Source organism: Rhizobacter koreensis (genome assembly GCF_013366375.1).
GTDB classification, from domain to species: domain Bacteria; phylum Pseudomonadota; class Gammaproteobacteria; order Burkholderiales; family Burkholderiaceae_C; genus Schlegelella_A; species Schlegelella_A koreensis.
This window is the reverse complement of the sequence record NZ_JABWMJ010000002.1, coordinates 158,865-180,284: the sequence shown is the minus strand read 5'-3', so window position 1 is coordinate 180,284 and position 21,420 is coordinate 158,865. Positions and strand designations below refer to the sequence as shown.

Annotated in this window: 15 protein-coding genes; 9 read left to right on the top strand and 6 right to left on the bottom strand. The window is 71.0% G+C overall.

Annotated elements, in window-relative coordinates:
• Positions 1-145 precede the first annotated feature (145 nt).
• The 4 genes from phaC (at position 146) to HQN59_RS04655 (ending at position 5,136) form a co-directional block, all read left to right on the top strand.
• A complete protein-coding gene (phaC, locus tag HQN59_RS04670) occupies positions 146-1,819 on the top strand; it encodes a class I poly(R)-hydroxyalkanoic acid synthase (protein WP_176067442.1) in 1,674 nt (557 codons plus the stop codon).
• 56 nt (positions 1,820-1,875) lie between these two features.
• The gene (locus tag HQN59_RS04665) at positions 1,876-3,054 is read left to right on the top strand and encodes an acetyl-CoA C-acetyltransferase (RefSeq protein ID WP_176066604.1); all 1,179 of its coding nucleotides are present in this window, start codon (positions 1,876-1,878) and stop codon (positions 3,052-3,054) included.
• An 82-nt stretch (positions 3,055-3,136) separates the two neighbouring features.
• A complete protein-coding gene (gene phbB / locus HQN59_RS04660) occupies positions 3,137-3,874 on the top strand; it encodes an acetoacetyl-CoA reductase (protein WP_176066602.1) in 738 nt (245 codons plus the stop codon).
• A 485-nt stretch (positions 3,875-4,359) separates the two neighbouring features.
• Complete coding sequence (locus HQN59_RS04655) at positions 4,360-5,136, top strand: glutathione peroxidase (protein ID WP_176066601.1); 777 nt, start codon at positions 4,360-4,362, stop codon at positions 5,134-5,136.
• 29 nt (positions 5,137-5,165) lie between these two features.
• On the opposite strand, the gene mnmH is transcribed toward HQN59_RS04655, so the two are convergent.
• The 3 genes from mnmH to map form a co-directional block, all read right to left on the bottom strand.
• Complete coding sequence (mnmH, locus tag HQN59_RS04650; RefSeq protein ID WP_176066599.1) at positions 5,166-6,281, bottom strand: tRNA 2-selenouridine(34) synthase MnmH; 1,116 nt, start codon at positions 6,279-6,281, stop codon at positions 5,166-5,168.
• A gap of 4 nt (positions 6,282-6,285) precedes the next feature.
• On the bottom strand, positions 6,286-8,874 hold the full coding sequence (locus tag HQN59_RS04645; protein WP_176067440.1) for a [protein-PII] uridylyltransferase: 2,589 nt from the start codon (positions 8,872-8,874) through the stop codon (positions 6,286-6,288).
• 90 nt (positions 8,875-8,964) lie between these two features.
• A complete protein-coding gene (map, locus tag HQN59_RS04640) occupies positions 8,965-9,771 on the bottom strand; it encodes a type I methionyl aminopeptidase (protein WP_176066596.1) in 807 nt (268 codons plus the stop codon).
• 116 nt (positions 9,772-9,887) lie between these two features.
• Here map and purL point away from each other — a divergent pair, with 116 nt between their 5' ends.
• Positions 9,888-14,021, top strand: coding sequence for a phosphoribosylformylglycinamidine synthase (gene purL, locus HQN59_RS04635; RefSeq protein ID WP_217703897.1), 4,134 nt, complete (start codon positions 9,888-9,890; stop codon positions 14,019-14,021).
• A gap of 139 nt (positions 14,022-14,160) precedes the next feature.
• Here purL and HQN59_RS26665 read toward each other — a convergent pair whose 3' ends face one another.
• Positions 14,161-14,565, bottom strand: coding sequence for a response regulator (locus HQN59_RS26665; protein ID WP_176066592.1), 405 nt, complete (start codon positions 14,563-14,565; stop codon positions 14,161-14,163).
• Between the two features lie 119 nt (positions 14,566-14,684).
• Between HQN59_RS26665 and HQN59_RS04625 the strand changes: the two genes are divergently transcribed.
• Entirely contained in the window at positions 14,685-15,851 is a 1,167-nt protein-coding gene (locus HQN59_RS04625) for a PAS domain-containing sensor histidine kinase (RefSeq protein ID WP_176066590.1), read from the top strand.
• A gap of 16 nt (positions 15,852-15,867) precedes the next feature.
• On the opposite strand, the gene HQN59_RS04620 is transcribed toward HQN59_RS04625, so the two are convergent.
• Both HQN59_RS04620 and HQN59_RS04615 read right to left on the bottom strand, forming a co-directional pair.
• Positions 15,868-17,286 carry a hybrid sensor histidine kinase/response regulator gene (locus HQN59_RS04620; RefSeq protein WP_176066588.1) on the bottom strand — a complete coding sequence of 473 codons (1,419 nt, stop codon included), beginning with the start codon at positions 17,284-17,286 and terminating at the stop codon, positions 15,868-15,870.
• Between the two features lie 106 nt (positions 17,287-17,392).
• The gene (locus HQN59_RS04615) at positions 17,393-18,217 is read right to left on the bottom strand and encodes an alpha/beta fold hydrolase (RefSeq protein WP_176066586.1); all 825 of its coding nucleotides are present in this window, start codon (positions 18,215-18,217) and stop codon (positions 17,393-17,395) included.
• A 210-nt stretch (positions 18,218-18,427) separates the two neighbouring features.
• On the opposite strand from HQN59_RS04615, the gene HQN59_RS04610 reads away from it, so the two are divergent.
• From HQN59_RS04610 to dut, 3 genes are all read left to right on the top strand, one after another.
• Positions 18,428-19,510, top strand: coding sequence for a transglutaminase-like domain-containing protein (locus HQN59_RS04610; RefSeq protein WP_217703844.1), 1,083 nt, complete (start codon positions 18,428-18,430; stop codon positions 19,508-19,510).
• 57 nt (positions 19,511-19,567) lie between these two features.
• Positions 19,568-20,785, top strand: a complete 1,218-nt coding sequence (gene coaBC / locus HQN59_RS04605; protein ID WP_176066584.1) for a bifunctional phosphopantothenoylcysteine decarboxylase/phosphopantothenate--cysteine ligase CoaBC — start codon at positions 19,568-19,570, stop codon at positions 20,783-20,785.
• A gap of 148 nt (positions 20,786-20,933) precedes the next feature.
• Positions 20,934-21,410: a dUTP diphosphatase gene (dut, locus tag HQN59_RS04600; RefSeq protein WP_176066582.1), complete on the top strand. Its 477-nt coding sequence runs from the start codon at positions 20,934-20,936 to the stop codon at positions 21,408-21,410.
• Positions 21,411-21,420: the final 10 nt, after the last annotated feature.

Genomic DNA, 21,420 nt, shown 5'->3' with positions numbered 1-21,420 from the left:
CAGTTCGCCCTTCGGGCCACGCCGATAATCCCGCCGAGGGCTAGGATGCGCGAAAGCGCGCCGGCGGCCGCATCGCCGGGCACAAGGAGACAGCGCCGTGAAAGAGCAACCGACCACCGACCGGCCCGGCGCGAGCGCGCCGAACATGCGGGCCGCGCCGATCTTCGACGTCGCCAACGTGCTGAGCGGCGCCTGGAAGCCGCTGCTCGACTTCAAGCTCGTTCCCGAGAAGCTGGCCCAGCTGCAGTCCGACTACCTGGCCGAATCGACCGCGCTCTGGAACCGCCTGCTCGCACCTGCCGACGGGGCCGACGGCGCGGGCAAGCCCAAGCCGCTCGACCGCCGCTTCGCCGCGCCCGACTGGATGGGCAGCCCGTCGACCGCGTACCTCGCGCAGATGTACCTGCTGAACGCGCGCACGCTGATGCAGATGGCCGATGCGATCGAGGCCGACGAGAAGACCAAGGCGCGCATCCGGTTCGCGGTGCAGCAGTGGGTCGATGCCGCGTCGCCGGCCAACTACCTGGCGCTCAACCCCGAGGCGCAGCGCAAGGCGCTCGAGACGCAGGGCGAGAGCATCGCCAAGGGCGTGATGCACCTGCTGAACGACCTCAGGCAGGGGCACCTGTCGCAGACCGACGAGAGCGTGTTCGAGGTCGGCCGCAACGTCGCGACGACCGAAGGTGCGGTGGTGTTCGAAAGCGAGCTGTTCCAGCTGCTCGAGTACAAGCCGCTGACCGCCAAGGTGCACGCGCGGCCGATGCTGTTCGTGCCGCCCTGTATCAACAAGTACTACATCCTCGACCTGCAGCCCGAGAACTCGCTGATCCGCTACACGGTCGAGCAGGGCCACCGGGTGTTCGTGATGAGCTGGCGCAACCCCGAGCCGTCGATGGCGAAGCTCACCTGGGACGACTACATCGAGCAGGGGCCGCTGAAGGCGATCGATGTGGTGCGCGACATCACCGGCAGCGACAAGCTCAACACGCTCGGCTTCTGCATCGGCGGCACCATCCTCGCCACTGCGCTCGCGGTGCTCGCCGCGCGCGGCGAGCGCCCGGCGTCGAGCATGACGCTGCTCACCACCTTTCTGGACTTCTCGAGCACGGGCGTGCTCGACATCTTCATCGACGAAGCGATGGTGAAGATGCGCGAGATGACGATCGGCGCCGACTCGCCCGGCGGCGGTTCGCTGCTCAAGGGGCAGGAGCTCGCGACCACGTTCAGCTTCCTGCGCCCGAACGACCTGGTCTGGAACTACGTCGTCGCCAACTACCTGAAGGGCGAGACGCCGCCGCCGTTCGACCTGCTGTACTGGAACAGCGACGGCACCAACCTGCCGGGGCCGATGTACTGCTGGTACCTGCGCAACACGTACCTCGAGAACAACCTCGTCAAGCCCGGCAAGCTCACCGTCTGCGGCGAGAAGGTCGACCTCGGCAGCATCAAGGTGCCGGCGTTCATCTACGCCTCGCGCGAGGACCACATCGTGCCGTGGGAGGGCGCCTACCGGAACCTGCAGGTGCTGGGTGGCGACACCCGTTTCGTGCTCGGCGCCTCCGGGCACATCGCCGGCGTGATCAACCCGCCGACCAAGGGCAAGCGCAGCCACTGGGTCGCCGACCCGGGCGACCCGGTCGACTCGCACGTGTGGCTCGACCATGCGCGCGAGCTGCCCGGCAGCTGGTGGGGCGAGTGGTCGCGCTGGCTCAAGCCGCTGTCGGGCAAGCAGATCCCGGCGCCCGCCGGCTACGGCAGCGCCAAGTACCCGGTGATCGAGCCGGCGCCGGGCCGCTACGTCAAACAGAAGGCGACCTGACGGCTGACCGTCGGGTTCGCCAGTTCCGCATTTCATCGTCCAACCAGGAGATTCCCATGACCGACATCGTCATCGTCGCCGCCGCCCGTACCGCCGTCGGCAAGTTCGGCGGCAGCCTGTCGAAGACGCCGGCGCCCGAGCTCGGCGCGGCCGTCATCGCGAACGTCCTCGAGCGCGCCAGGCTCACCGGCGACCAGATCGGCGAGGTCATCCTCGGCCAGGTGCTGACGGCCGGATCGGGCCAGAATCCGGCGCGCCAGGCCGTCATCAAGAGCGGCCTGCCGCAAAGCGTGCCGGGGCTCACCATCAACGCGGTCTGCGGCTCGGGCCTCAAGGCGGTGATGCTCGCCGCGCAGGCGATCCGCGACGGCGACTACGAGATCGGCATCGCCGGCGGCCAGGAGAACATGAGCCTGTCGCCCCACGTGCTGATGGGCTCGCGCGAAGGCATGCGCATGGGCGACTGGAAGGCGGTCGATTCGATGATCACCGACGGTCTGTTCGACGTGTACAACAAGTACCACATGGGCATCACCGCCGAGAACGTCGCCAAGAAGTACGACATCTCGCGCGACAAGCAGGACGCGCTCGCGCTGGCCTCGCAGCAGAAGGCGGCGGCCGCGCAGGAGGCAGGCCGCTTCAACGACGAGATCGTGCCGTTCAGCATTCCGCAGAAGAAGGGCGATCCGCTCGTCTTCTCGGCCGACGAGTTCATCAACAAGAAGACCAACGCCGACGCGCTGGCGGGCCTGCGTCCCGCGTTCGACAAGGCCGGCACGGTCACCGCCGGCAATGCGTCGGGCATCAACGACGGCGCCGCCGCGGTGGTGGTGATGACCGCCAAGCGCGCCGACCAGCTCGGCCTCACGCCGATGGCGCGCATCGCCAGCTACGCGACGGTCGCGCTCGACCCGGCCTACATGGGCATGGGTCCGGTGCCGGCGTCGCAGAAGGCGCTGCAGCGCGCCGGCTGGAAGCCGCAGGACCTCGATCTGCTCGAGATCAACGAGGCGTTCGCCGCCCAGGCCTGCGCGGTCAACAACGAAATGGGCTGGGACACCAGCAAGGTGAACGTGAACGGCGGCGCGATCGCGATTGGCCACCCGATCGGTGCGTCGGGCTGCCGCATCCTGGTGACGCTGCTGCACGAGATGGGGCGGCGCAACGCGAAGAAGGGCATCGCCAGCCTCTGCATCGGCGGCGGCATGGGGGTCGCGCTCTGCGTCGAACGCTGACCCGCCGGCGCCGGATCCGGCGCATTCCTTGCTCTCTGTCCGTCCGATCGGCGCCGGCCTGCCGGCGCCGCACGGAGACCCGATGACCCGCAAGATCGCATACGTGACCGGTGGCATGGGCGGCATCGGCACCGCCATGTGCCAGCGCCTGCATCGCGACGGCTTTCTGGTGGTGGCGGGCTGCGGGCCGAGCCGCGATTGCGCCAAGTGGCTGCGCGAGCAGCGCGCGCTCGGTTACGAGTTCCACGCCTCGGTCGGCAACGTCGGCGACTGGGACTCGACGGTCGCCGCGTTCAGCGACGTGCGCGCCACGCATGGCCCAATCGACGTGCTCGTCAACAACGCCGGCATCACCCGCGACGGCCTGTTCCGCAAGATGACGCGCGCCGACTGGGATGCGGTGATCGAGACCAACCTGACCAGCCTGTTCAACGTCACCAAGCAGGTGATCGACAACATGGTCGAGCGCGGGTGGGGCCGCGTGATCAACATCAGCTCGGTGAACGGCGAGAAGGGCCAGTTCGGCCAGACGAACTACTCCGCCGCCAAGGCCGGGATGCACGGCTTTACGATGGCGCTGGCGCAGGAAGTCGCCAGCAAGGGCGTCACGGTGAACACGGTGAGCCCCGGCTACGTCGCGACCGACATGGTCAAGTCGATCCGGCGGGAAGTGCTCGACAAGATCGTCTCCGGAATCCCCGTCAAGCGGCTCGGCACGCCGGACGACATCGCTTCGATCGTCGGCTGGCTCGCGTCCGAGGAGTCGGGCTTCGCCACCGGCGCCGATTTCTCCGTCAACGGCGGGCTGCACATGGGGTGAGCAAGGACGAAGAACAGTCCCTGCGGACTGTTCTTCGCCTTGCGAACCGCCCGCGCCTGCAAGGGCGGGCGTGGGGTGAGCCTGGACGCAGGACAGTCCCTGCGGACTGTCCTGCGCCTGGCGAACCGCCCGCCCCTGCAAGGGCGGGCGTGGGAAGAGCAAGGACGAAGAACAGTCCCTGCGGACTGTCCTGCGCCTGGCGAACCGCCCGCCCTTGCAAGGGCGGGCGTGGGGCAAGCCGGCCGAAGAACAGTCCCTGCGGACTGTTCTTCGCCTTGCTCACGGGTTGCGCTTCCAAGCGAACCCAGGGCGCGCACGCCCCGAGCCGCGTTGCGCCTGGGACGCGCCTGCTTGTCGCCCATGGCCCCTCGCAGACTGGCTGTGCCGGCGCAGCCGTTACATCCGGCGGCCCCGTCCGCGCAGCCGTCCGGCCCAGGCTCACCATTTGCTCCCTCGAGAGGTTCCACAGCATCCGGGTGATCGCCATGCCAGACCAGACCCTCACCAGCCACGAAGGGCAGACCGTTCCCGACGTGTCGTTCCGCCTGCGCCGCAACGGCGAGTGGCAGACCCTCACCACCGACGAGCTGTTCGGCGGCAAGAACGTCATCGTGTTCTCGCTGCCTGGCGCGTTCACGCCGACCTGCTCGTCGACGCACCTGCCGCGCTACAACGAGCTGGCGCCGGTGTTCAAGCAGCACGGCATCGACACCATCGTCTGCGTCTCGGTGAACGATCCGTTCGTCATGGAAGAGTGGGGCCGCGACCAGGAGGCCGAGAACGTGTTGCTGCTGCCGGACGGCAACGGCGCGTTCACCGAGGCGATGGGCATGCTCGTCGACAAGAGCGACCTCAATTTCGGCAAGCGCTCGTGGCGTTACTCGATGCTGGTGCGCGACAAGAAGATCGAGAAGATGTTCCTCGAGCCGCAGAAGGAAGGCGATCCGTTTGAGGTGTCGGACGCCGACACGATGCTCGAGTACCTCGCCCCGGGCGCCAAGCCGCCCGAGCCGATCGCGATCCTCACGCGCCAGGGCTGCAGCTTCTGCGCGAAGGCGAAGAAGATGCTCGACGATGCCGGCCTCAGCTACGCCGAGGTGCCGCTGCCGCACACGATCCGCAGCAAGGCGCTCGGCGCCATCGCCAGTGCCGGCACGGTGCCGCAGGTGTTCGTCGGCGGCAAGCTGATCGGCGGCTCCGAGCAGCTCGAGGCGTGGCTGCGCGAGCGCGGCAACGGCAGCGGGGCTTCAGCGCGCCAGTAGGCGAAGAGGGCGGCGCCTGCGCCGCCGACTCAGCTCGAAAGGGCGGCCGAGGCTGTCGGCGTAGCGGCCACAGCCGGCCCTGGCCGCTCCGCCGCCTCGCCGATCCGCGCCGCCGTCGCCGCCAGGCTCGCCGCGTCGCCGCGCCAGTCGATGCGGAGCCACGGCTCCGCGACGCCGCGGAAGTTGCGCCGCATCGATTGCAGGTAGATCGGGTCGTAGTGCTCGACCAGAAGGGCGCGCACGACCTCGGCGTGCTGGCCGACGCGCGCCGCATCCTGCCACGCGTCGATCGTCGCGTTGCCGCGCAGCGGGCGCAGCGCATTGAGGCGCTCGCAGAAGGCGCCGGTGTCGGCGACGAAGAAGGCGTAATCCTCGAGCAGCAGCGCCACGCGGGCGTCTACGTCGAGGTTCAGCAGCACGCACGGCGCGTCGCGCATGCGCGCGATCAGCGTCTCCGGCACCCGCACGTCGCCGATCTTCTTGCTCTCGCTCTCGACGAACACCGGCCGCGCCGGGTCGAGCCCGCGCAGCGCGAACCAGAGGCGCGAATCGAACGCCTTCTGGCTCGGCTGCGGGTGCCCGGGCACCAGCCCGAGCACCGAGCCACGGTGCTCGGCGAGCGCTTCGAGGTCGAGCACCTGCCGGCCCTGGCGCGCGAGTTCGCCGAGCAGCCGGCTCTTGCCGGACCCGGTGGTGCCGCAGACGACGCGGAAGTCGAAGTTCGGCATCCGCTGATCGAGTTCGGCTAGGACGGCGCGCCGGTACTCGCGGTAGCCGCCGTCGAGCATCGCGACCTGGAACCCGATCTGGCCGAGCACGGTCGAGAGCGCGCCGCTGCGCTGCCCGCCGCGCCAGCAGTAGACCAGCGGCTTCCAGTCCCTGGGCTTGTCGAACACCTCGCGCTCGATGTGGCGCGCGATGTTGCGGGCGACCAGAGCGGCGCCGCGCTTTCTGGCATCGAACGCGGAGACCTGCTTGTATTCGGTGCCGACGAGCGCCCGCTCGGCGTCGTCGAGCGAGGGCCAGTTCACCGCGCCGGGGATGCGGTCGATCGCGAACTCGCCCGGCGAGCGCGCGTCGATGATGGTGTCGAAGCTCGCCAGCCGGGCCAGCGCGTCGTCGGCGCTCACGAGCCTCGTGCCCATCGAATCAGGCGCTGATCGCGTCGAGCATCTCGGTCTCGATCTGCAGCTGCATGCGGCTCTGCTGCAGCGCCGGGCCGTCGATGAGGAACGTGTCCTCGACGCGCTCGCCGAGCGTCGTGATCTTGGCCAGCTGCAGGTTGATGTTGTGCTGCGCGAGCACGCGCGAGATCGCGTAGAGCAGCCCCGAGCGGTCGCTCGCCGAGACGCCGAGCAGCCAGCGCTGCGCGCGCTCGTCGGGGCGCAGGGTGATGCGCGGCGTGATCGGGAACGACTTCACGCGGCGCGAGATGCGGCCGCGGCTCGGCTCCGGCAGCGGCCCCTCGGTGCCGAGCGCGCGCGCGAGCTGCGTCTCGACGTAGAGGATGAGGTCGCGATAGTGCGGCTCGCCGCCGCTGTACGAGCTGATGACCTGGAAGGTATCGAGCGCGTAGCCGCTGGTGCTGGTGTGCACCTTGGCGTCGAGGATGTTGAAGCCGGCGCTGTCGAAGTAGCCGCAGGTGCGCGCGAAGAGGTCGCGCCGATCCGGCGCATAGACGACGACCTGCAGGCCTTCGCCGACCGGCGAGACGCGCGCCCGCACGATCGGCACCGGCGTCGCGACGTGCTGCTCGAGCGAGCGCGTGTGCCAGGCGATGTCGCCGGCGTCGTGGCGCGCGAAGTAGCTGAGCTCGAGCGTCTTCCAGAGCCGCGTCTCGGCGCCCGCCGGCAGCGACGCCAGGCTGAGCAGCTGGCGCGCCTCGAGCTTGCGCGCCTCGATCTCGGCGTCGAGGTTGGGGCGCGCGCCGCCGAGCGCGCGCAGCGTCAGGCGATAGAGGTCCTCGAGCAGCTTGCCCTTCCACGCGTTCCACACCTTCGGGCTGGTGCCTCGGATGTCGGCGACGGTCAGCAGGTAGAGCGCCGTCAGGCGCCGCTCGCTGCCGATGCGGCGCGTGAACTCGGCGATCACCTCCGGGTCGGAGAGGTCTTCCTTCTGCGCGATGCGCGACATCGTGAGGTGCCCGGAGACCAGGAACTCGATCAGCTCGGCGTCGGGCTTGCCGATGCCGTGGTCGCGGCAGAACTGGCGCACCTCGCGCGCGCCGAGCTCCGAGTGGTCGCCGCCGCGGCCTTTGGCGACGTCGTGGAAGAGCGCGGCGACGTAGAGCACCCACGGCCGGTCGAAGGTCGACGCGAGCTGCGAGCAGAACGGGTACTCGTGCGCGTGCTCGGGGATGAAGAAGCGGCGCACGTTGCGCAGCACCATCAGGATGTGCTGGTCGACCGTGTAGACGTGAAAGAGGTCGTGCTGCATCTGCCCCACGATGCGGCGGAACACCCACAGGTAACGCCCGAGCACGCTGGTCTCGTTCATCAGCCGGAACGCGTGCGTCTGCCCCTCGGGCGCGGTGAGGATGCGCATGAAGGTGCGCCGGTTGACGGGGTCGGCACGAAAGCGCGCGTCCATCAGCTCGCGCGCGTTGTAGAGCGCGCGCAGCGTGCGCGCCGACAGGCCCTTCAGGCCCACCGTCCGCTGGTGCACCAGGAAGGTCTCGAGGATGGCGTGCGGGTCGCGCCGGTAGAGGTCGTCACTCGCCACCTCGAGCATGCCGGCGCGCTCGAGAAAGCGATCGTCGATCGGCCGCATCGGCGCGTCCTTGAGGCCGGCGACGCGCTCCTCGATGTTGAGCATGAGGATGTGGCTGAGCTGGGTCACCGCCTTGGCGGCCCAGTAATAGCGCCGCATCAGCACCTCGGAGGCGCGCTGCGCGTTGGACGAGCGGTAGCCGAAGCTTTCGGCGACGGCGGTCTGCAGGTCGAAGACGAGCCGGTCCTCGCGCCGCCCGGCGATCAGGTGCAGGCGCACCCGCACCAGCTTGAGCAGCCCTTCGTTGCGCTGCAGCTGGCGCACCTCGAACGGCGTGATGAGGCCGTTGCCCGCCATCGCCTTCCAGGTCGAGCCGAGCCCCGCCGCGCGCGCGACCCAGATCACGGTCTGCAGGTCGCGCAGCCCGCCCGGGCTCTCCTTGCAGTTGGGCTCCAGCGAGTACGGCGTGTTCTCGTACTTCTGATGGCGCTGCAGCATCTCGAGCGACTTGGCGCGAAAGAACGCGTGCGGCTCCATCGCGTCCGCGGTCGCCTGCATGAAGCGGCGGCAGAGCGGCACCGACCCGCAGAGCAGGCGCGCCTCGAGCAGCGCGGTCTGCACCGTGATGTCGTCCCGCGCCATCGCGACGCATTCGTCGACGGTACGCACGCTCGAGCCGATCTCGAGTCCGAGGTCCCAGCACGCGGTGATGAACGGGCCGACCGACTGGCTCGCGGCGTCGTCGGGCGCGTCGTCCGGCATCAGCACGAGCACGTCGACGTCGGAATGCGGGAACAGTTCGCCGCGCCCGTAGCCGCCGACCGCCAGCAGGGCAGCACCCTCCGGCATGGCGGATCGCTCCCAGAGCGCGCACAACGTCTCGTCCACGTGCGCGGCCAGGCCGCGAATCAGCGCGTTGGCCGCACGCGACGACGGCGCGGCGCTGCGGAAGCGCTCGACGAGCGCCGCCTTGCCGTCGCGGAACGCCGCGCGGAGCGCGGATTCGGGGGTGCCGACGGCAGCCTCCATCTGCGCTGCCGCAGGGCCGCCGTGCGGCTGGTGCGCGCCGCCCGGCCGCGTCGCATCGGCGAGCCCGCCGTGCTGCTGCATGGCGCCGGGTCAGACGTCGGTGACGAACGCGGGCGGCGGCGGGGAGCCGGCCGACAGCGTGAGGACCTCGTAGCCGGTCTCGGTGACGACCAGCATGTGCTCCCACTGGGCCGACAGCGAGCGGTCCTTGGTGACGATGGTCCAGCCGTCGCCGAGCTCGCGGATCTCGCGCCGGCCGGCGTTGATCATCGGCTCGATCGTGAACACCATCCCGGGCTGCAGCACCTCGAGCGTGCCGGGCTTGCCGTAATGCAGCACCTGCGGCTCCTCGTGGAAGCGCTGGCCGATGCCGTGGCCGCAGAACTCGCGCACCACCGAAAAGCCGTTCGACTCGGCGTAGGTCTGAATCGCATGGCCGATGTCGCCGAGGCGCGCGCCAGGCCTGACCTTCTGGATGCCCTTCCACATCGCCTCGTACGTGAAGTTGACGAGGCGCTTGGCTGCGATCGAGCCGTCACCGGCGATGAACATGCGGCTGGTGTCGCCGTGCCAGCCGTCCTTGATGACGGTGACGTCGATGTTGACGATGTCGCCGTTCTTCAGCGGCCGGTCGTTCGGAATGCCGTGGCAGACCTGGTGATTGATCGACGTGCAGATCGACTTGGGATAGGGCGTGTAGCCCGGCGGTGCGTAGTTCAGCGGCGCCGGCGTCGCCTTCTGCTCCTGCGTGATGTAGTCGTGGGCCAGGCGGTCGAGCTGCTCGGTGGTCACGCCGGGCTTCACGTGAGGCGTCAGCATGTCGAGCACCTCGGCGGCCAGGCGCCCCGCCACGCGCATGGCCTCGATGTCGGCCGGCCCCTTGAGCGAGATCGTCATCCGGGGATTATCGCATCGGGCCCCTAGAATCGCGGGTTTGTCCCAGGGGACGGTACGGTCGGCGGCGCACGCCGCGCGAACCGCTCCCGCCCGACCTGCGAGCCGCACGCGTGACCCTGACCGACTGGTACTTGGCGACCTATGAGGGGGGCAACGCGCTCTCCGCCTTCCGCGCCCAGGCGCTCGTCGAATCGCTGCGCGCGATCGACCGCCGCATCGAGGCCATCCACGCGCGCCACGTGCACTGGGTGCGCAGCGCCGGGCCGCTCGACGCCGCGACGCGCGATCGTCTCGGGGCGCTGCTGCGCTACGGCGAGCCCTACGCCGGCGCGGCCGAAGGCACGCTGGTCGTCGTGGCGCCGCGCGTCGGCACGCTCTCGCCGTGGGCATCGAAGGCGACCGACATCGCGCACAACTGCGGCATCGCGGCCAACCGGATCGAACGCGTCACCGAGTACCGCGTGGTGCTCGCGCGCGGCCTGCTCGGCGGCACGCCGACGCTCTCGGGCGAGGCCTGGAACGCGCTCGCGGCGCGCCTGCACGATCGCATGACCGAGAGCGTGTTCGGCGCTCGCGACGACGCGCGGCGGATCTTCGACGAGCCGGAAGCCGCACCGGTCGCGCACGTCGACGTGCTCGGCGCCGGCGCCGCCGCGCTGCACGACGCCAACGTGCACTTCGGGCTCGCGCTCTCCGGCGACGAGATCGACTACCTGGTGCAGGCGTTCCAGGGCCTCGGCCGCAACCCGAGCGACGTCGAGCTGATGATGTTCGCGCAGGCCAACAGCGAGCACTGCCGGCACAAGATCTTCAACGCCCGCTTCGTGATCGACGGCCAGGCCCAGGACCACTCGATGTTCGAGATGATCCGCCACACGCACCGGCTCGCCCCGCAGCACACGGTGGTCGCCTACAGCGACAACGCGTCGGTGATGGAAGGCGGTGAGGTCGAGCGCTGGCTGCCCGAGGGTTACACCAACGCGCCGGTCTACGCCGCACGGCGCGAGACCGTGCACGTGCTGATGAAGGTCGAGACGCACAACCACCCGACGGCGATCTCGCCGTTTCCGGGTGCGTCGACCGGTGCCGGCGGCGAGATCCGCGACGAGGGCGCGACCGGCCGCGGCTCGCGTCCGAAGGCGGGGCTCACGGGCTTCAGCGTGTCGAACCTGCACCTGCCGGCGCTCGCCGAGTTCCCGGCGCTGAGCGGACCGGAGCGGCCGGAGCCGTGGGAGCAGGGCGCCTATGGCCGCCCGGGGCACATCGCGAGCCCGCTGCAGATCATGATCGACGGCCCGCTCGGCGGCGCCGCGTTCAACAACGAGTTCGGCCGCCCCAATCTCGCCGGCTACTTTCGCGTCTACGAGCAGGACGTCGGCGGCAAGCGCCGCGGCTACCACAAGCCGATCATGATCGCGGGCGGGCTCGGCTCGATCGCGGCGTCGCAGACGAAGAAGCTCGAGTTCCCGGCCGGTACCCTGCTGATCCAGCTCGGTGGGCCCGGCATGCGGATCGGCATGGGCGGCGGCGCGGCGAGTTCGATGGCGGCGGGCGCGAACGCCGCCGAGCTCGACTTCGACTCGGTGCAGCGCGGCAACCCCGAGATCGAGCGGCGCGCCCAGGAGGTCATCAATCATTGCGCCGCGCTCGGCGAGTCGAACCCGATCCTCGCGATTCACGACGTCGGCGCCGGCGGCCTCTCGAACGCGTTTCCCGAGCTCGTCGACGGCGCCGGGCGCGGTGCGCGCTTCGACCTGCGCCGCGTGCCGGTCCAGGAGCGCGGCCTCGCGCCGAAGGAGATCTGGTGCAACGAGAGCCAGGAGCGCTACGTGATGGCGGTGGCGCCCGAGTCGCTGCCGCTGTTCGACGCCATGTGCGTGCGCGAGCGCTGCCCTTACGCGGTGGTCGGCGTCGCGACCGACGAACGTGAACTCGTCCTCGGCGACATCGACATCGGCGTCGCGGCGGGCGTCGACGGCACCGGCACACCGGCGGCCGAGCGCGCCGCCGCGCAGGTCGCGTCCGAGGGAGCCAGCGACAGCGGCCGCGTCATCGACATGCCGATGGACGTGCTGCTCGGCAAGCCGCCGAAGATGACGCGCGACGTCCGCCGGCTCGCCGTCGACGTGCCCGCGTTCGACCTCACCGGCGTCAAGCTGGCGCGCGTCGCGTTCGACGTGCTGCGTCACCCCACCGTCGCGAGCAAGCGCTTCCTCATCACGATCGGCGATCGCACCGTCGGCGGCCTGTCGCACCGCGACCCGATGGTCGGGCCCTGGCAGGTGCCGGTCGCCGACTGCGCCGTCACGCTCGCCGACTTCAGCGGCTTTCGCGGCGAAGCGATGGCGCTCGGCGAGCGCGCGCCGGTCGCCGCGCTGGACGCGCCGGCGTCCGGCCGCATGGCGGTCGGCGAGGCGATCACCAACCTTCTCGCCGCGCCCATCGAGCTCGAGCGGGTCAAGCTGAGCTGCAACTGGATGGCTGCGTGCAGCGACGACCCGGCGGCGCCCGGCGACGACGCCGCGCTCTACGACACGGTGCGCGCGGTCGGCATGGAGCTCTGCCCGGCGCTCGGCATCAGCGTGCCGGTCGGCAAGGACAGCCTCTCGATGCGCACGCGCTGGAAGGACGACTCCGGCGCCGCGCGCCAGGTCACGGCGCCGGTGAGCCTCGTCGTCACCGCCTTCGCGACGCTGGCCGATGTGCGGCCGACGCTGACCCCGCAGCTGCTGCCCGGCGACACGACGCTGGTGCTGATCGACCTCGGCGCGGGCCGCATGCGGATGGGCGGGTCGATGCTCGCGCAGGTGCTCGGTCAGGTCGGCGGGGCGACGGTGCCCGACCTCGACGACGCGGCGCCGCTGAAGGCGCTGGTCGCTGCCGTCAACGAGCTGCGCAGTGCCGGATTGGTGCTCGCGTACCACGACCGCAGCGACGGCGGGCTCTGGGCGGCGGTCTGCGAGATGGCGTTCGCCGGGCATCTCGGCGTCAGCCTCAATGTCGACCTGCTGGTCACCGAGAGCGACGGCATCGCAGACAGCCGCGCCGAATACGGCGACTCGAAGAACTGGGCCGGACAGGTCAGCGCCCGCCGCGACGAGCTGACCCTGCGCGCTCTCTTCAACGAGGAGCTCGGCGTCGTGCTGCAGGTGCCGACCGCGCGCCGCGACGAGGTCATGCAGACGCTGCGCAAGCATGGCCTCAGCCGCCACAGCCACGCCATCGGCAAGACCAACCCGCGCGGCGTGGTCGAGGTCTGGCGCGACGCCAAGCCGGTGTTCAGCGCACCGCTCGTCGATCTGCATCGGGCCTGGGACGAGGTGAGCTGGCGCATTGCGCGGCTGCGCGACAACCCGGCGTGCGCCGACGCCGAGCACGCGGTGGCGGGCCGGCCCGACGACCCCGGGCTGCACGTGCACGTCGTGGTCGACGGCCAGGTGCAGGACGCCGACGCGCCGCCGCTCGCGGCGCCCATGCCCGGCGGACGGCGCCCCAAGGTCGCGATCCTGCGCGAGCAGGGCGTCAACAGCCACGTCGAGGTCGCGTACGCGATGGATCGCGCCGGCTTCGAGACCTTCGACGTCCACATGAGCGACCTGCAGGCCGGCCGGGCACGGCTCGACATGTTCCAGGGCTTCATCGCGTGCGGCGGGTTCAGCTATGGCGACACGCTCGGTGCCGGCGAGGGCTGGGCGCGCTCGATCCTGTTCGATCCGCGCCTCGCGGACCAGTTCGCGGGCTATTTCGGCCGCCCGGACACGTTCGCGCTCGGCATCTGCAACGGCTGCCAGATGCTGGCTGCGCTCGCCTCGATGATCCCCGGTGCCGACGCCTGGCCGCGCTTCACCCGTAACCGGAGCGAGCAGTTCGAGGCGCGCGTCAGCCTGGTGGAGGTGCTGGCGTCGCCGTCGATCTTCTTCGGCGGCCTCGCCGGCAGCCGCCTGCCGATCGCGACCGCGCACGGCGAGGGCTTCGCCGACTTTTCGCAGCGCGGCGACGCCGCGCGGGTGCAGGCGGCGCTGCGCTTCGTCGACCACCACGGCCAGCCCACCGAGGCCTACCCGGCGAACCCGAACGGCAGCCCCGGCGGGCTCGCCGCGGTGACGACCGCCGACGGCCGCTTCACCGCCGTGATGCCGCACCCCGAACGCGTGTTCCGCAACGTGCAGCTGAGCTGGACCTCGGGGGCGCGCGACGCGCCGAGCCCCTGGCTGCGGATGTTCGAGAACGCGCGGCGCCGGGTCGGCTGAGCGGTCCCGCGGCTTCGGTACGACCTGGGCACCGGCGCGACGGCCGGCGAGCGCGCGCTGCGCCATCGTTGCGCAGGCTGACTCGATCGAGGTTCCGGCGGCGGATCCCGAGCGTCGCGGGTGCAGCCGACCCCCGGACTCAGCTTCGGCAGTGTGAGTCGCCGCCGTGCAGCGCGGCGTCCACCGTCTCCACGATCTGCTCGACCGGCGCGGGTTTGCGCACGAACGCGTCGTAGGCGCCGAAACGCTGGCTGACCGCCGCCTCGGGTAGCGAAGTGTGCAGAACCACCTTGACGCCGGCGGTCTCGGGCTCGGCACGCAGCTGGCGCGCGACCTCGAGTTCGGCGGGCTCGGGCTCGATGGGCAAGTCGAGCAGCACGACGTCGGGAACGTCGGCGTGGATCTGCGCGCGGGCCGCCTCGGCGCTCGACGCCGTGCTGACGCGGAAGCCCGATACGCGCAGGCTCATGCCGAGCAGCTCGAGCGTGTCGGTTTCGCGGTCGACCAGCAGGATGTGGACCGCGTCGGGACGTGCGCCGGTCACGGCCGCGTCGCGGTCCTGCCTGTTGCCTGGTTGCCCCGTCACCTCGATCACCTTCCGAATGCGTGATCCAAAGGCAAGCCGCGCGCCTGCGCGGCATGGCCGTGAGGTAGATTCCCGCCATGACCGGAACATCCCGTACGGACGCCGACGTTCTGCTCACGGTGTTCACGCAGTCGCACGACTACGCCGTGATCCGCATCGACGTCGACGGCCGCATCGAGGGCTGGCTCGGCGCCGCCGCGCGGATGTTCGGCTACGCCGCCGACGAGGCGATCGGGCGCGACTTCTCGAGCCTCTTCGTCGAGGAGGACGTGCGCCTCGGTCTCGATCGCCAGGAGATCGCCGTCGCCACGGCGAGCGGGCGCTCCGAGGACGATCGCTGGCACATCCGCAAGGACGGCAGCCGGTTCTGGGGCAGCGGCGTGCTGCAGGCGGTGCTCGACAACGACGGCAGCCCGGTCGGCTATTGCAAGATCCTGCGCGACCGCAGCGACTGGCGCACCCGCACCAAGACCCTCGAGAACGAGGTCGAGCAGCTCTCGGCCGACCTGCGGCGCCGCACCGAGTTCATCGTCTCGATGATCCACGAGCTGCGCAACCCGCTGGCGCCGATCTCGGCGGCGATCCACCTGCTGGACGTCTCGCGCGAACCGGCGGTCATCGAGAAGGTCGGCGAGGTGCTCAAGCGCCAGATGGGCGTGCTGACGCGCCACCTCGACGATCTGTATCAGGCGTCGCAGGCGGCAGTGGCCACGATGAGCCTCAAGCTCGAGCCGGTGGTCGTGAACGCGGCGCTCGCGGCGGCCGTGAACGACGAGCGCCAGGCGGCTCTCGACCGCGGGCTCGACCTCAAGCTGGTGCTGCCTGCGGGCGAGATCGTGATCGACGCCGACCCGCAGCGGCTCCAGCAGATGATGCAGAACCTGCTGAGCAACGCGATCAAGTACACGCCGGCGGGCGGCCGCATCGTGGTGTCGCCCACCGTCGAGGCGACCTCGGTCGCGATCCGCGTCGAGGACACCGGCGTCGGCATCGCCCCGGAGATGCTGCCTCGCATCTTCGAGCTCTTCACGCGCGAGGAACAGTCGCAGGGCGACACCGCGCCGAGCGGCCTCGGCGTGGGCCTCGCGATGGTCAAGACGTTCGCCGATCTGCACGGCGGCAGCGTCGAGGCGCGCAGCTTCGGCAAGAACCGCGGCAGCGTGTTCGTGCTGCGCCTGCCGCTGCGGGGCTCGGCCGCCTCCGCTCGCGCGGTCGACGCCGCCCGGCCGAGCGGCGCGGCCTGACGCCGGTCGCGGCGGCTCAGCCGCGCGCCGCGAGCGCGCCCACCATCGCGATCAGCTCGGCCGGCTCGACCGGCTTCACCAGGTGCGCCTGGAAGCCCGCGCGCAGGATTTCGACACGCTCGTGCGGACGCGCGAGCCCGGTGAGCGCGATCGCGGCGAGCGGCTGGTGCGCGAGCGAGCGGTCGGCGCGCAGCTCGCGGATGAAGACGTAGCCGTCCTTGCCCGCCATGTGGATGTCGGAGAGCACCACCTGCGGCGGCTCCGTGCGGATCATCGCCAGTGCCTCGTCGGCGGTGGCAGCCGCGCGCACGCGCGCGCCGGCGCCTTCGAGCAGGCGCTGCATGAAGCCACGGGTGTCGGCGTCGTCGTCGACGAGGACGACCCCGGTGGCAGCGAGCGGCAGCGCGGCGGGCGCGGCCACCGGCGGCGTCGGCGCGCGTGCAGGCGGCGCAGCGACCGCGCTGACGGCGATCGGGAACTCGACGCTGAACCGCGACCCCGCACCGCGGCCGGCGCTCTCGGCACGCAACGTTCCGCCGTGCAGCTCGACCAGGCTCTTCACGATCGACAGGCCCAGCCCGAGACCCGTTCGCTCGCGCTGCGCGATCGTGGCATCGGCCTGCCAGAAGCGGTCGAACAGGTACGGCAGGTGTGCCGGGTCGATGCCCGCGCCATCGTCCGCCACCTCGATGTGCACGCGCGAGCCGGCGCGCGAGAGGCGCACCTCGACGCGGCCGCCCTTGGGAGTGAATTTGACGGCGTTCGAGATCAGGTTCCAGACGATCTGCTGCACCCGGGCCGGGTCGGCGTGGACGATGCCGGCGCGGTCGTCGAGCGCGTGGGCCAGGGCGATGCCCTTGGCGAGCGCGGAAGGACGCGCGGTGTCGAGCGCCGCCTCGACGATCGGCGCGAGCTCGACCGGGCGCGGGCTGACGCGCATCTTGCCGCTGACGATGCGCGAGACGTCGAGCAGGTCCTCGATCAGCTGGCCCTGGATCTGCGCGTTGCGCGCCACGGTGTCGAGCGCGCGCTCGCGCAGCACCGGGTCGGCTTCGGTGCGCGCGAGGCGGGTCCAGCCGGTGATCGCGCTGAGCGGCGTGCGCAGCTCGTGAGACACGAGCGCGAGGAACTCGTCCTTCGCGACGGTCGCCGCTTCGGCGGCGCGCCGCGCCTCGACCAGCGCGGCTTCGAATTCCTTGCGGTGCAGCATCGTCATGACCGCGCAGTGGTTCAGCGGCTCGGCGCCGCCGATCTCGCGCGCCGCGCTCAGCAGCACCGGCAGGTCGTTCCCCGACGCGCTGCGCAGCAGCAGGTGCACCTCGTCGGCGCGGCCGTGCAGCTTGAGCAGCGGAAAGAGGTGGGTGCTCTGGAACACACGCGACGCCGGCGCGAGCAGGCGGTCGACGTGCATGCCGACGAGCACGCCGGCGGTCATCTCGAGCCACTCGTGCAGGCGCCGGTTGGCCTGCCGGATCGTGCCGTCGTCGGCGAACGTCAGAAGGCCGACCGGCGCGTGGTCCGCGGCGTGCAGCGCGGCGGCGTCATTCAGCGCCGTTCCCCTGCGCCAAAAAGTCGCGGATCGCGTCGATCGTCGGCTCGGGGTGGCTCATGTGCGGGCAGTGACCGGTCACGTCGAGCACGACGAGCTCGCTGTTCGGCAGGTGCTCGCGCATGTAGCTGCCGACGGAAAGCGGCGCCACCGCGTCGTCGCGCACCTGCAGGATGAGACTCGGCACCTGGCCCTTCGGCAGGTCGGCGCGGTTGTCGGAAAAGAAGGTGGCGCGCGCGAACGCCTTCGCGGCGATCGGGTCGGTCGAGCAGAAGCTTGCCTCGAGCTCCCGGGTGAGCGCCGGGTTCTCGGGATTGGCCATGACCACCGGCGCCAGGTACGAGGCCCAGCCGATGTAGTTGTGGTCCATCAGGGAGAGCAGGCCCTCGATGTCGGCGTGCTCGAAGCCGCCGACGTACGCCCCGTCGTTCAGGTAGCGCGGCGAGGGCGCGACCATCACCAGCTTGGAGAAGCGGGCCGGGTTCCGGATCGTCGCGAGCAGGCCGATCATCGAGCTGACCGAATGCGCCACCAGGGCCGCGCCGTCGAGGTCGAGCGCGTCGGCGACGTCCAGCAGGTCGTGCGCATAGCCGTCGAGCGAGCCGTAGCGCAGCGCATCGAAGGCCGCGAAGTCCGACTTGCCGCAGCCGACGTAGTCGAACAGCACCGTGCGGTGCGTGGTCGCGAACGCCGGCTGCACGAAGCGCCACATGTTCTGATCGCAGCCGAAGCCGTGCGCGAACACCATGGTAGGCCCGTCGGCGTTGCCGCCGACGCGCACGTTGTTGCGAAAGAGAACGGAGTCGTTGACGAGCATCGGCTTCCTGGAGGCGGAGGGGCGGGACGAGCCGCAGGGCCAGAGCCGCGCGTCGACCGGTGATGGTAGTCCCGCGCCGCACCGAACCCGGCGATGCCCTTACCGCCTGAGGACGAGCGGTCGGCCGACGCGGGCGCGCCTGGCGGCATTCGGCGTGCGGCACGGCGCTGCGCCGCGATAATCGTCGCTTTTCAACGCACGAAAACCGCCATGAGCCTGACTCGCCGCGACTGGATGACTTACACGGCCGGCCTCGCCTGGGCCGGCCTGGGCCACGCCGCCGACCGCCGGTTCGACCCGCAGCCGAGCGCCTGGCGCGGTTTCGAGCTCACCACCCGCATCGAGCTGGCGCGCGCCGAGGGCGGCTCGCAGGTCTGGCTGCCGGTGCCGTCGATCGAGAGCAGCTGGCAGCGCTCGGGCGAGAACCGCTGGACGACCAACGCGGTCGAGGCGGCGATCGTGACCAGCGACGCCAACGGCGTGCGCATGCTGCACGCGAGGTTCGCCCCGGGCAGCGTGCCCGTCGTCGAACTGGTGAGCCGGTTCGAGACACGCAACCGTGTCGCCGACGCGGCGCAGCGCGGCAAGGCCGACGCCGACGTGGCGCGCTGGAAGCAGCCCACCGCGCTGATGCCGACCGATGGGGTCGTCGCCAGGACGGTCGCGCGGATCGTCGATGCCAGCGACAGCGACCTCGTCAAGGTGCGCAAGATCTACGACTGGATGGTCGCCAACACCTACCGCGAACCGTCGGTGCGCGGCTGCGGCGACGGCAACGTCAAGGCGATGCTCGAGACCGGCAACTTCGGCGGGAAGTGCGCCGACCTCAATGCGATGTTCGTCTGCCTGTGTCGTGGCGCCGGCGTCGCCGCACGCGACGTCTACGGCATCCGCATCGAGCCGTCGGCGTTCGGCTACCGCGAGCTCGGCGCCTCGTCGAGCAAGCTGCAGGGAGCCCAGCACTGCCGCGCCGAGGTGTTCCTGCAGGATGCCGGCTGGGTCGCGATGGACCCGGCCGACGTCGGCAAGGTGATGCGCCAGGAGACCAGCGACTGGATTCGCGACGCCGGCCATCCGCTGGTCGCGCCGGTCCGGAAGGCGCTGTTCGGCTCGTGGGAAGGCAACTGGGTCGGCTTCAACAGCGCGCACGACGTGGTGCTGCCCGGCTCGGCCGACCGCACGCCGCTGCCGTTCCTGATGTATCCGCAGGCCGAGGACGCCGCCGGCCGCTGCGACGCGCTCGACGCCGACGCGTTCCGCTACACGATCAGCGCGCGCCGCGTCGATGCCTGATCGGGCGAGCCGGCCGCGTTCGGCGCGCGGCGATCGCCGCGCCCCGGAGCCGCGCGCGTGAGTGCGGCGCCCGCCGAGCGCCGCGACCTCGAAGGCCGGCACATCGTGCTGGGCCTCTCGGGCGGCGTCGCCTGCTACAAGGCGGCCGAGCTGACGCGCGGCCTCGTCAAGGCCGGCGCGACCGTTCAGGTCGTGATGACCGAAGCCGCCGAACACTTCATCGGCGCGGCCACGATGCAGGCGCTGTCGGGGCGCCCGGTCTACACGAGCCAGTGGGATGCGCGCGAGCCGAACGGCATGGCGCACATCAACCTGACTCGCGAGGCCGATGCGGTGCTCGTCGCGCCGGCGAGCGCGGACTTCCTGTCGCGTCTCGTCACCGGCGCCGCGCCCGAGCTGCTGAGCCTGCTCTGCCTGGCGCGGCCGATCGAGCGCTGCCCGCTGCTCGTCGCGCCGGCGATGAACCGCGAGATGTGGGCGCATCCGGCGACCCAGCGCAACGCGGCGCAGCTGCGCGCCGACGGCACCGCGATCCTCGGCCCCGGCAGCGGCGACCAGGCGTGCGGCGAGGTCGGCGACGGCCGGATGCTCGAGCCCGAGGAACTGCTCGACGCGCTCGTCGCGCAGTTCCAGCCGAAGCTGCTCGCGGGCCGCAAGGTCCTCGTGACCGCCGGCCCAACCTTCGAGCCGCTCGACCCGGTGCGCGGCCTCACCAACCGCTCGAGCGGCAAGATGGGCTTCGCGATCGCGCGTGCCGCCGCCGAAGCGGGCGCCGACGTGACGCTGGTCGCCGGGCCGGTCGGTCTCGCGACGCCGGCGGGCGTGACCCGCATCGACGTCGAGACCGCGCAGCAGATGCACGACGTCGTGGTGCCCGCCGCCGCCTCGCACGACGTGTTCGTCGCGACCGCGGCGGTGGCCGACTGGCGCGCCGTGAACGCCGCCGAACACAAGATCAAGAAAGGCACGGGCGGCGTGCCGGCGCTCGCGCTGGTCGAGAACCCCGACGTGCTGGCGGCGGTCGCGCGCTTGCCCAAGCCGCCGTACTGCGTCGGTTTCGCGGCCGAGACCGAGCACGTCGTCGAGAATGCACGCGCCAAGCTGGCGCGCAAGAACATCCCGATGATCGTCGCCAACGACGGCCCGGCAGCGTTCGGCAGCGACGCCAACCGAGTCACCCTGGTCGACGCGCATGGCTCGCGCGAGCTGCCTGCCGCCGACAAGCTGACGCTGGCGCGTCGGCTCGTCGGCGAGATCGCGGCGCGACTCGCGTGAGCGGGCGCCGCTTCTCGTGGGCGGGGCGCCGGGCGTTGCCGTCGGCCGCAACGCGTCGTCGCGGGCGCAGCGCCACCTGATTCCGCACCCGGCGGCAGCGCCGGGCACCGAGCTCGAACCGCATCCGGCTGCAGCGCCGCCCTCCACGATGACCCGCGTCGACGTCCGCATCCTCGATCCCCGCATGGCCGATCAGCTCCCGGCCTACGCCACGACCGGCAGCGCCGGGCTCGACCTGCGCGCCTGCCTCGACGCGCCGCTCGAGCTGCGCCCCGGCGACGCACACCTCATCCCGACCGGCATCGCCGTGCACATCGGCGACCCGGCGCTCGCCGCGATGATCCTGCCGCGCTCGGGGCTCGGCCATCGGCACGGCCTCGTGCTCGGCAACCTGGTGGGGTTGATCGACTCCGACTACCAGGGGCCGCTGATGGTGAGCTGCTGGAACCGCGGCAGCGCGACCTACACCGTGCAGCCGATGGAACGAATCGCGCAGATGGTGATCGTTCCGGTGGTGCGCGCCACCTTCCGCGTGGTCGACGCGTTCGACGCGTCCGATCGCGGCAGCGGCGGCTTCGGTTCGACCGGACGCGGGCTTGCCAGCGCGACGGGAAGCGACGCGTGACAGCAAACGG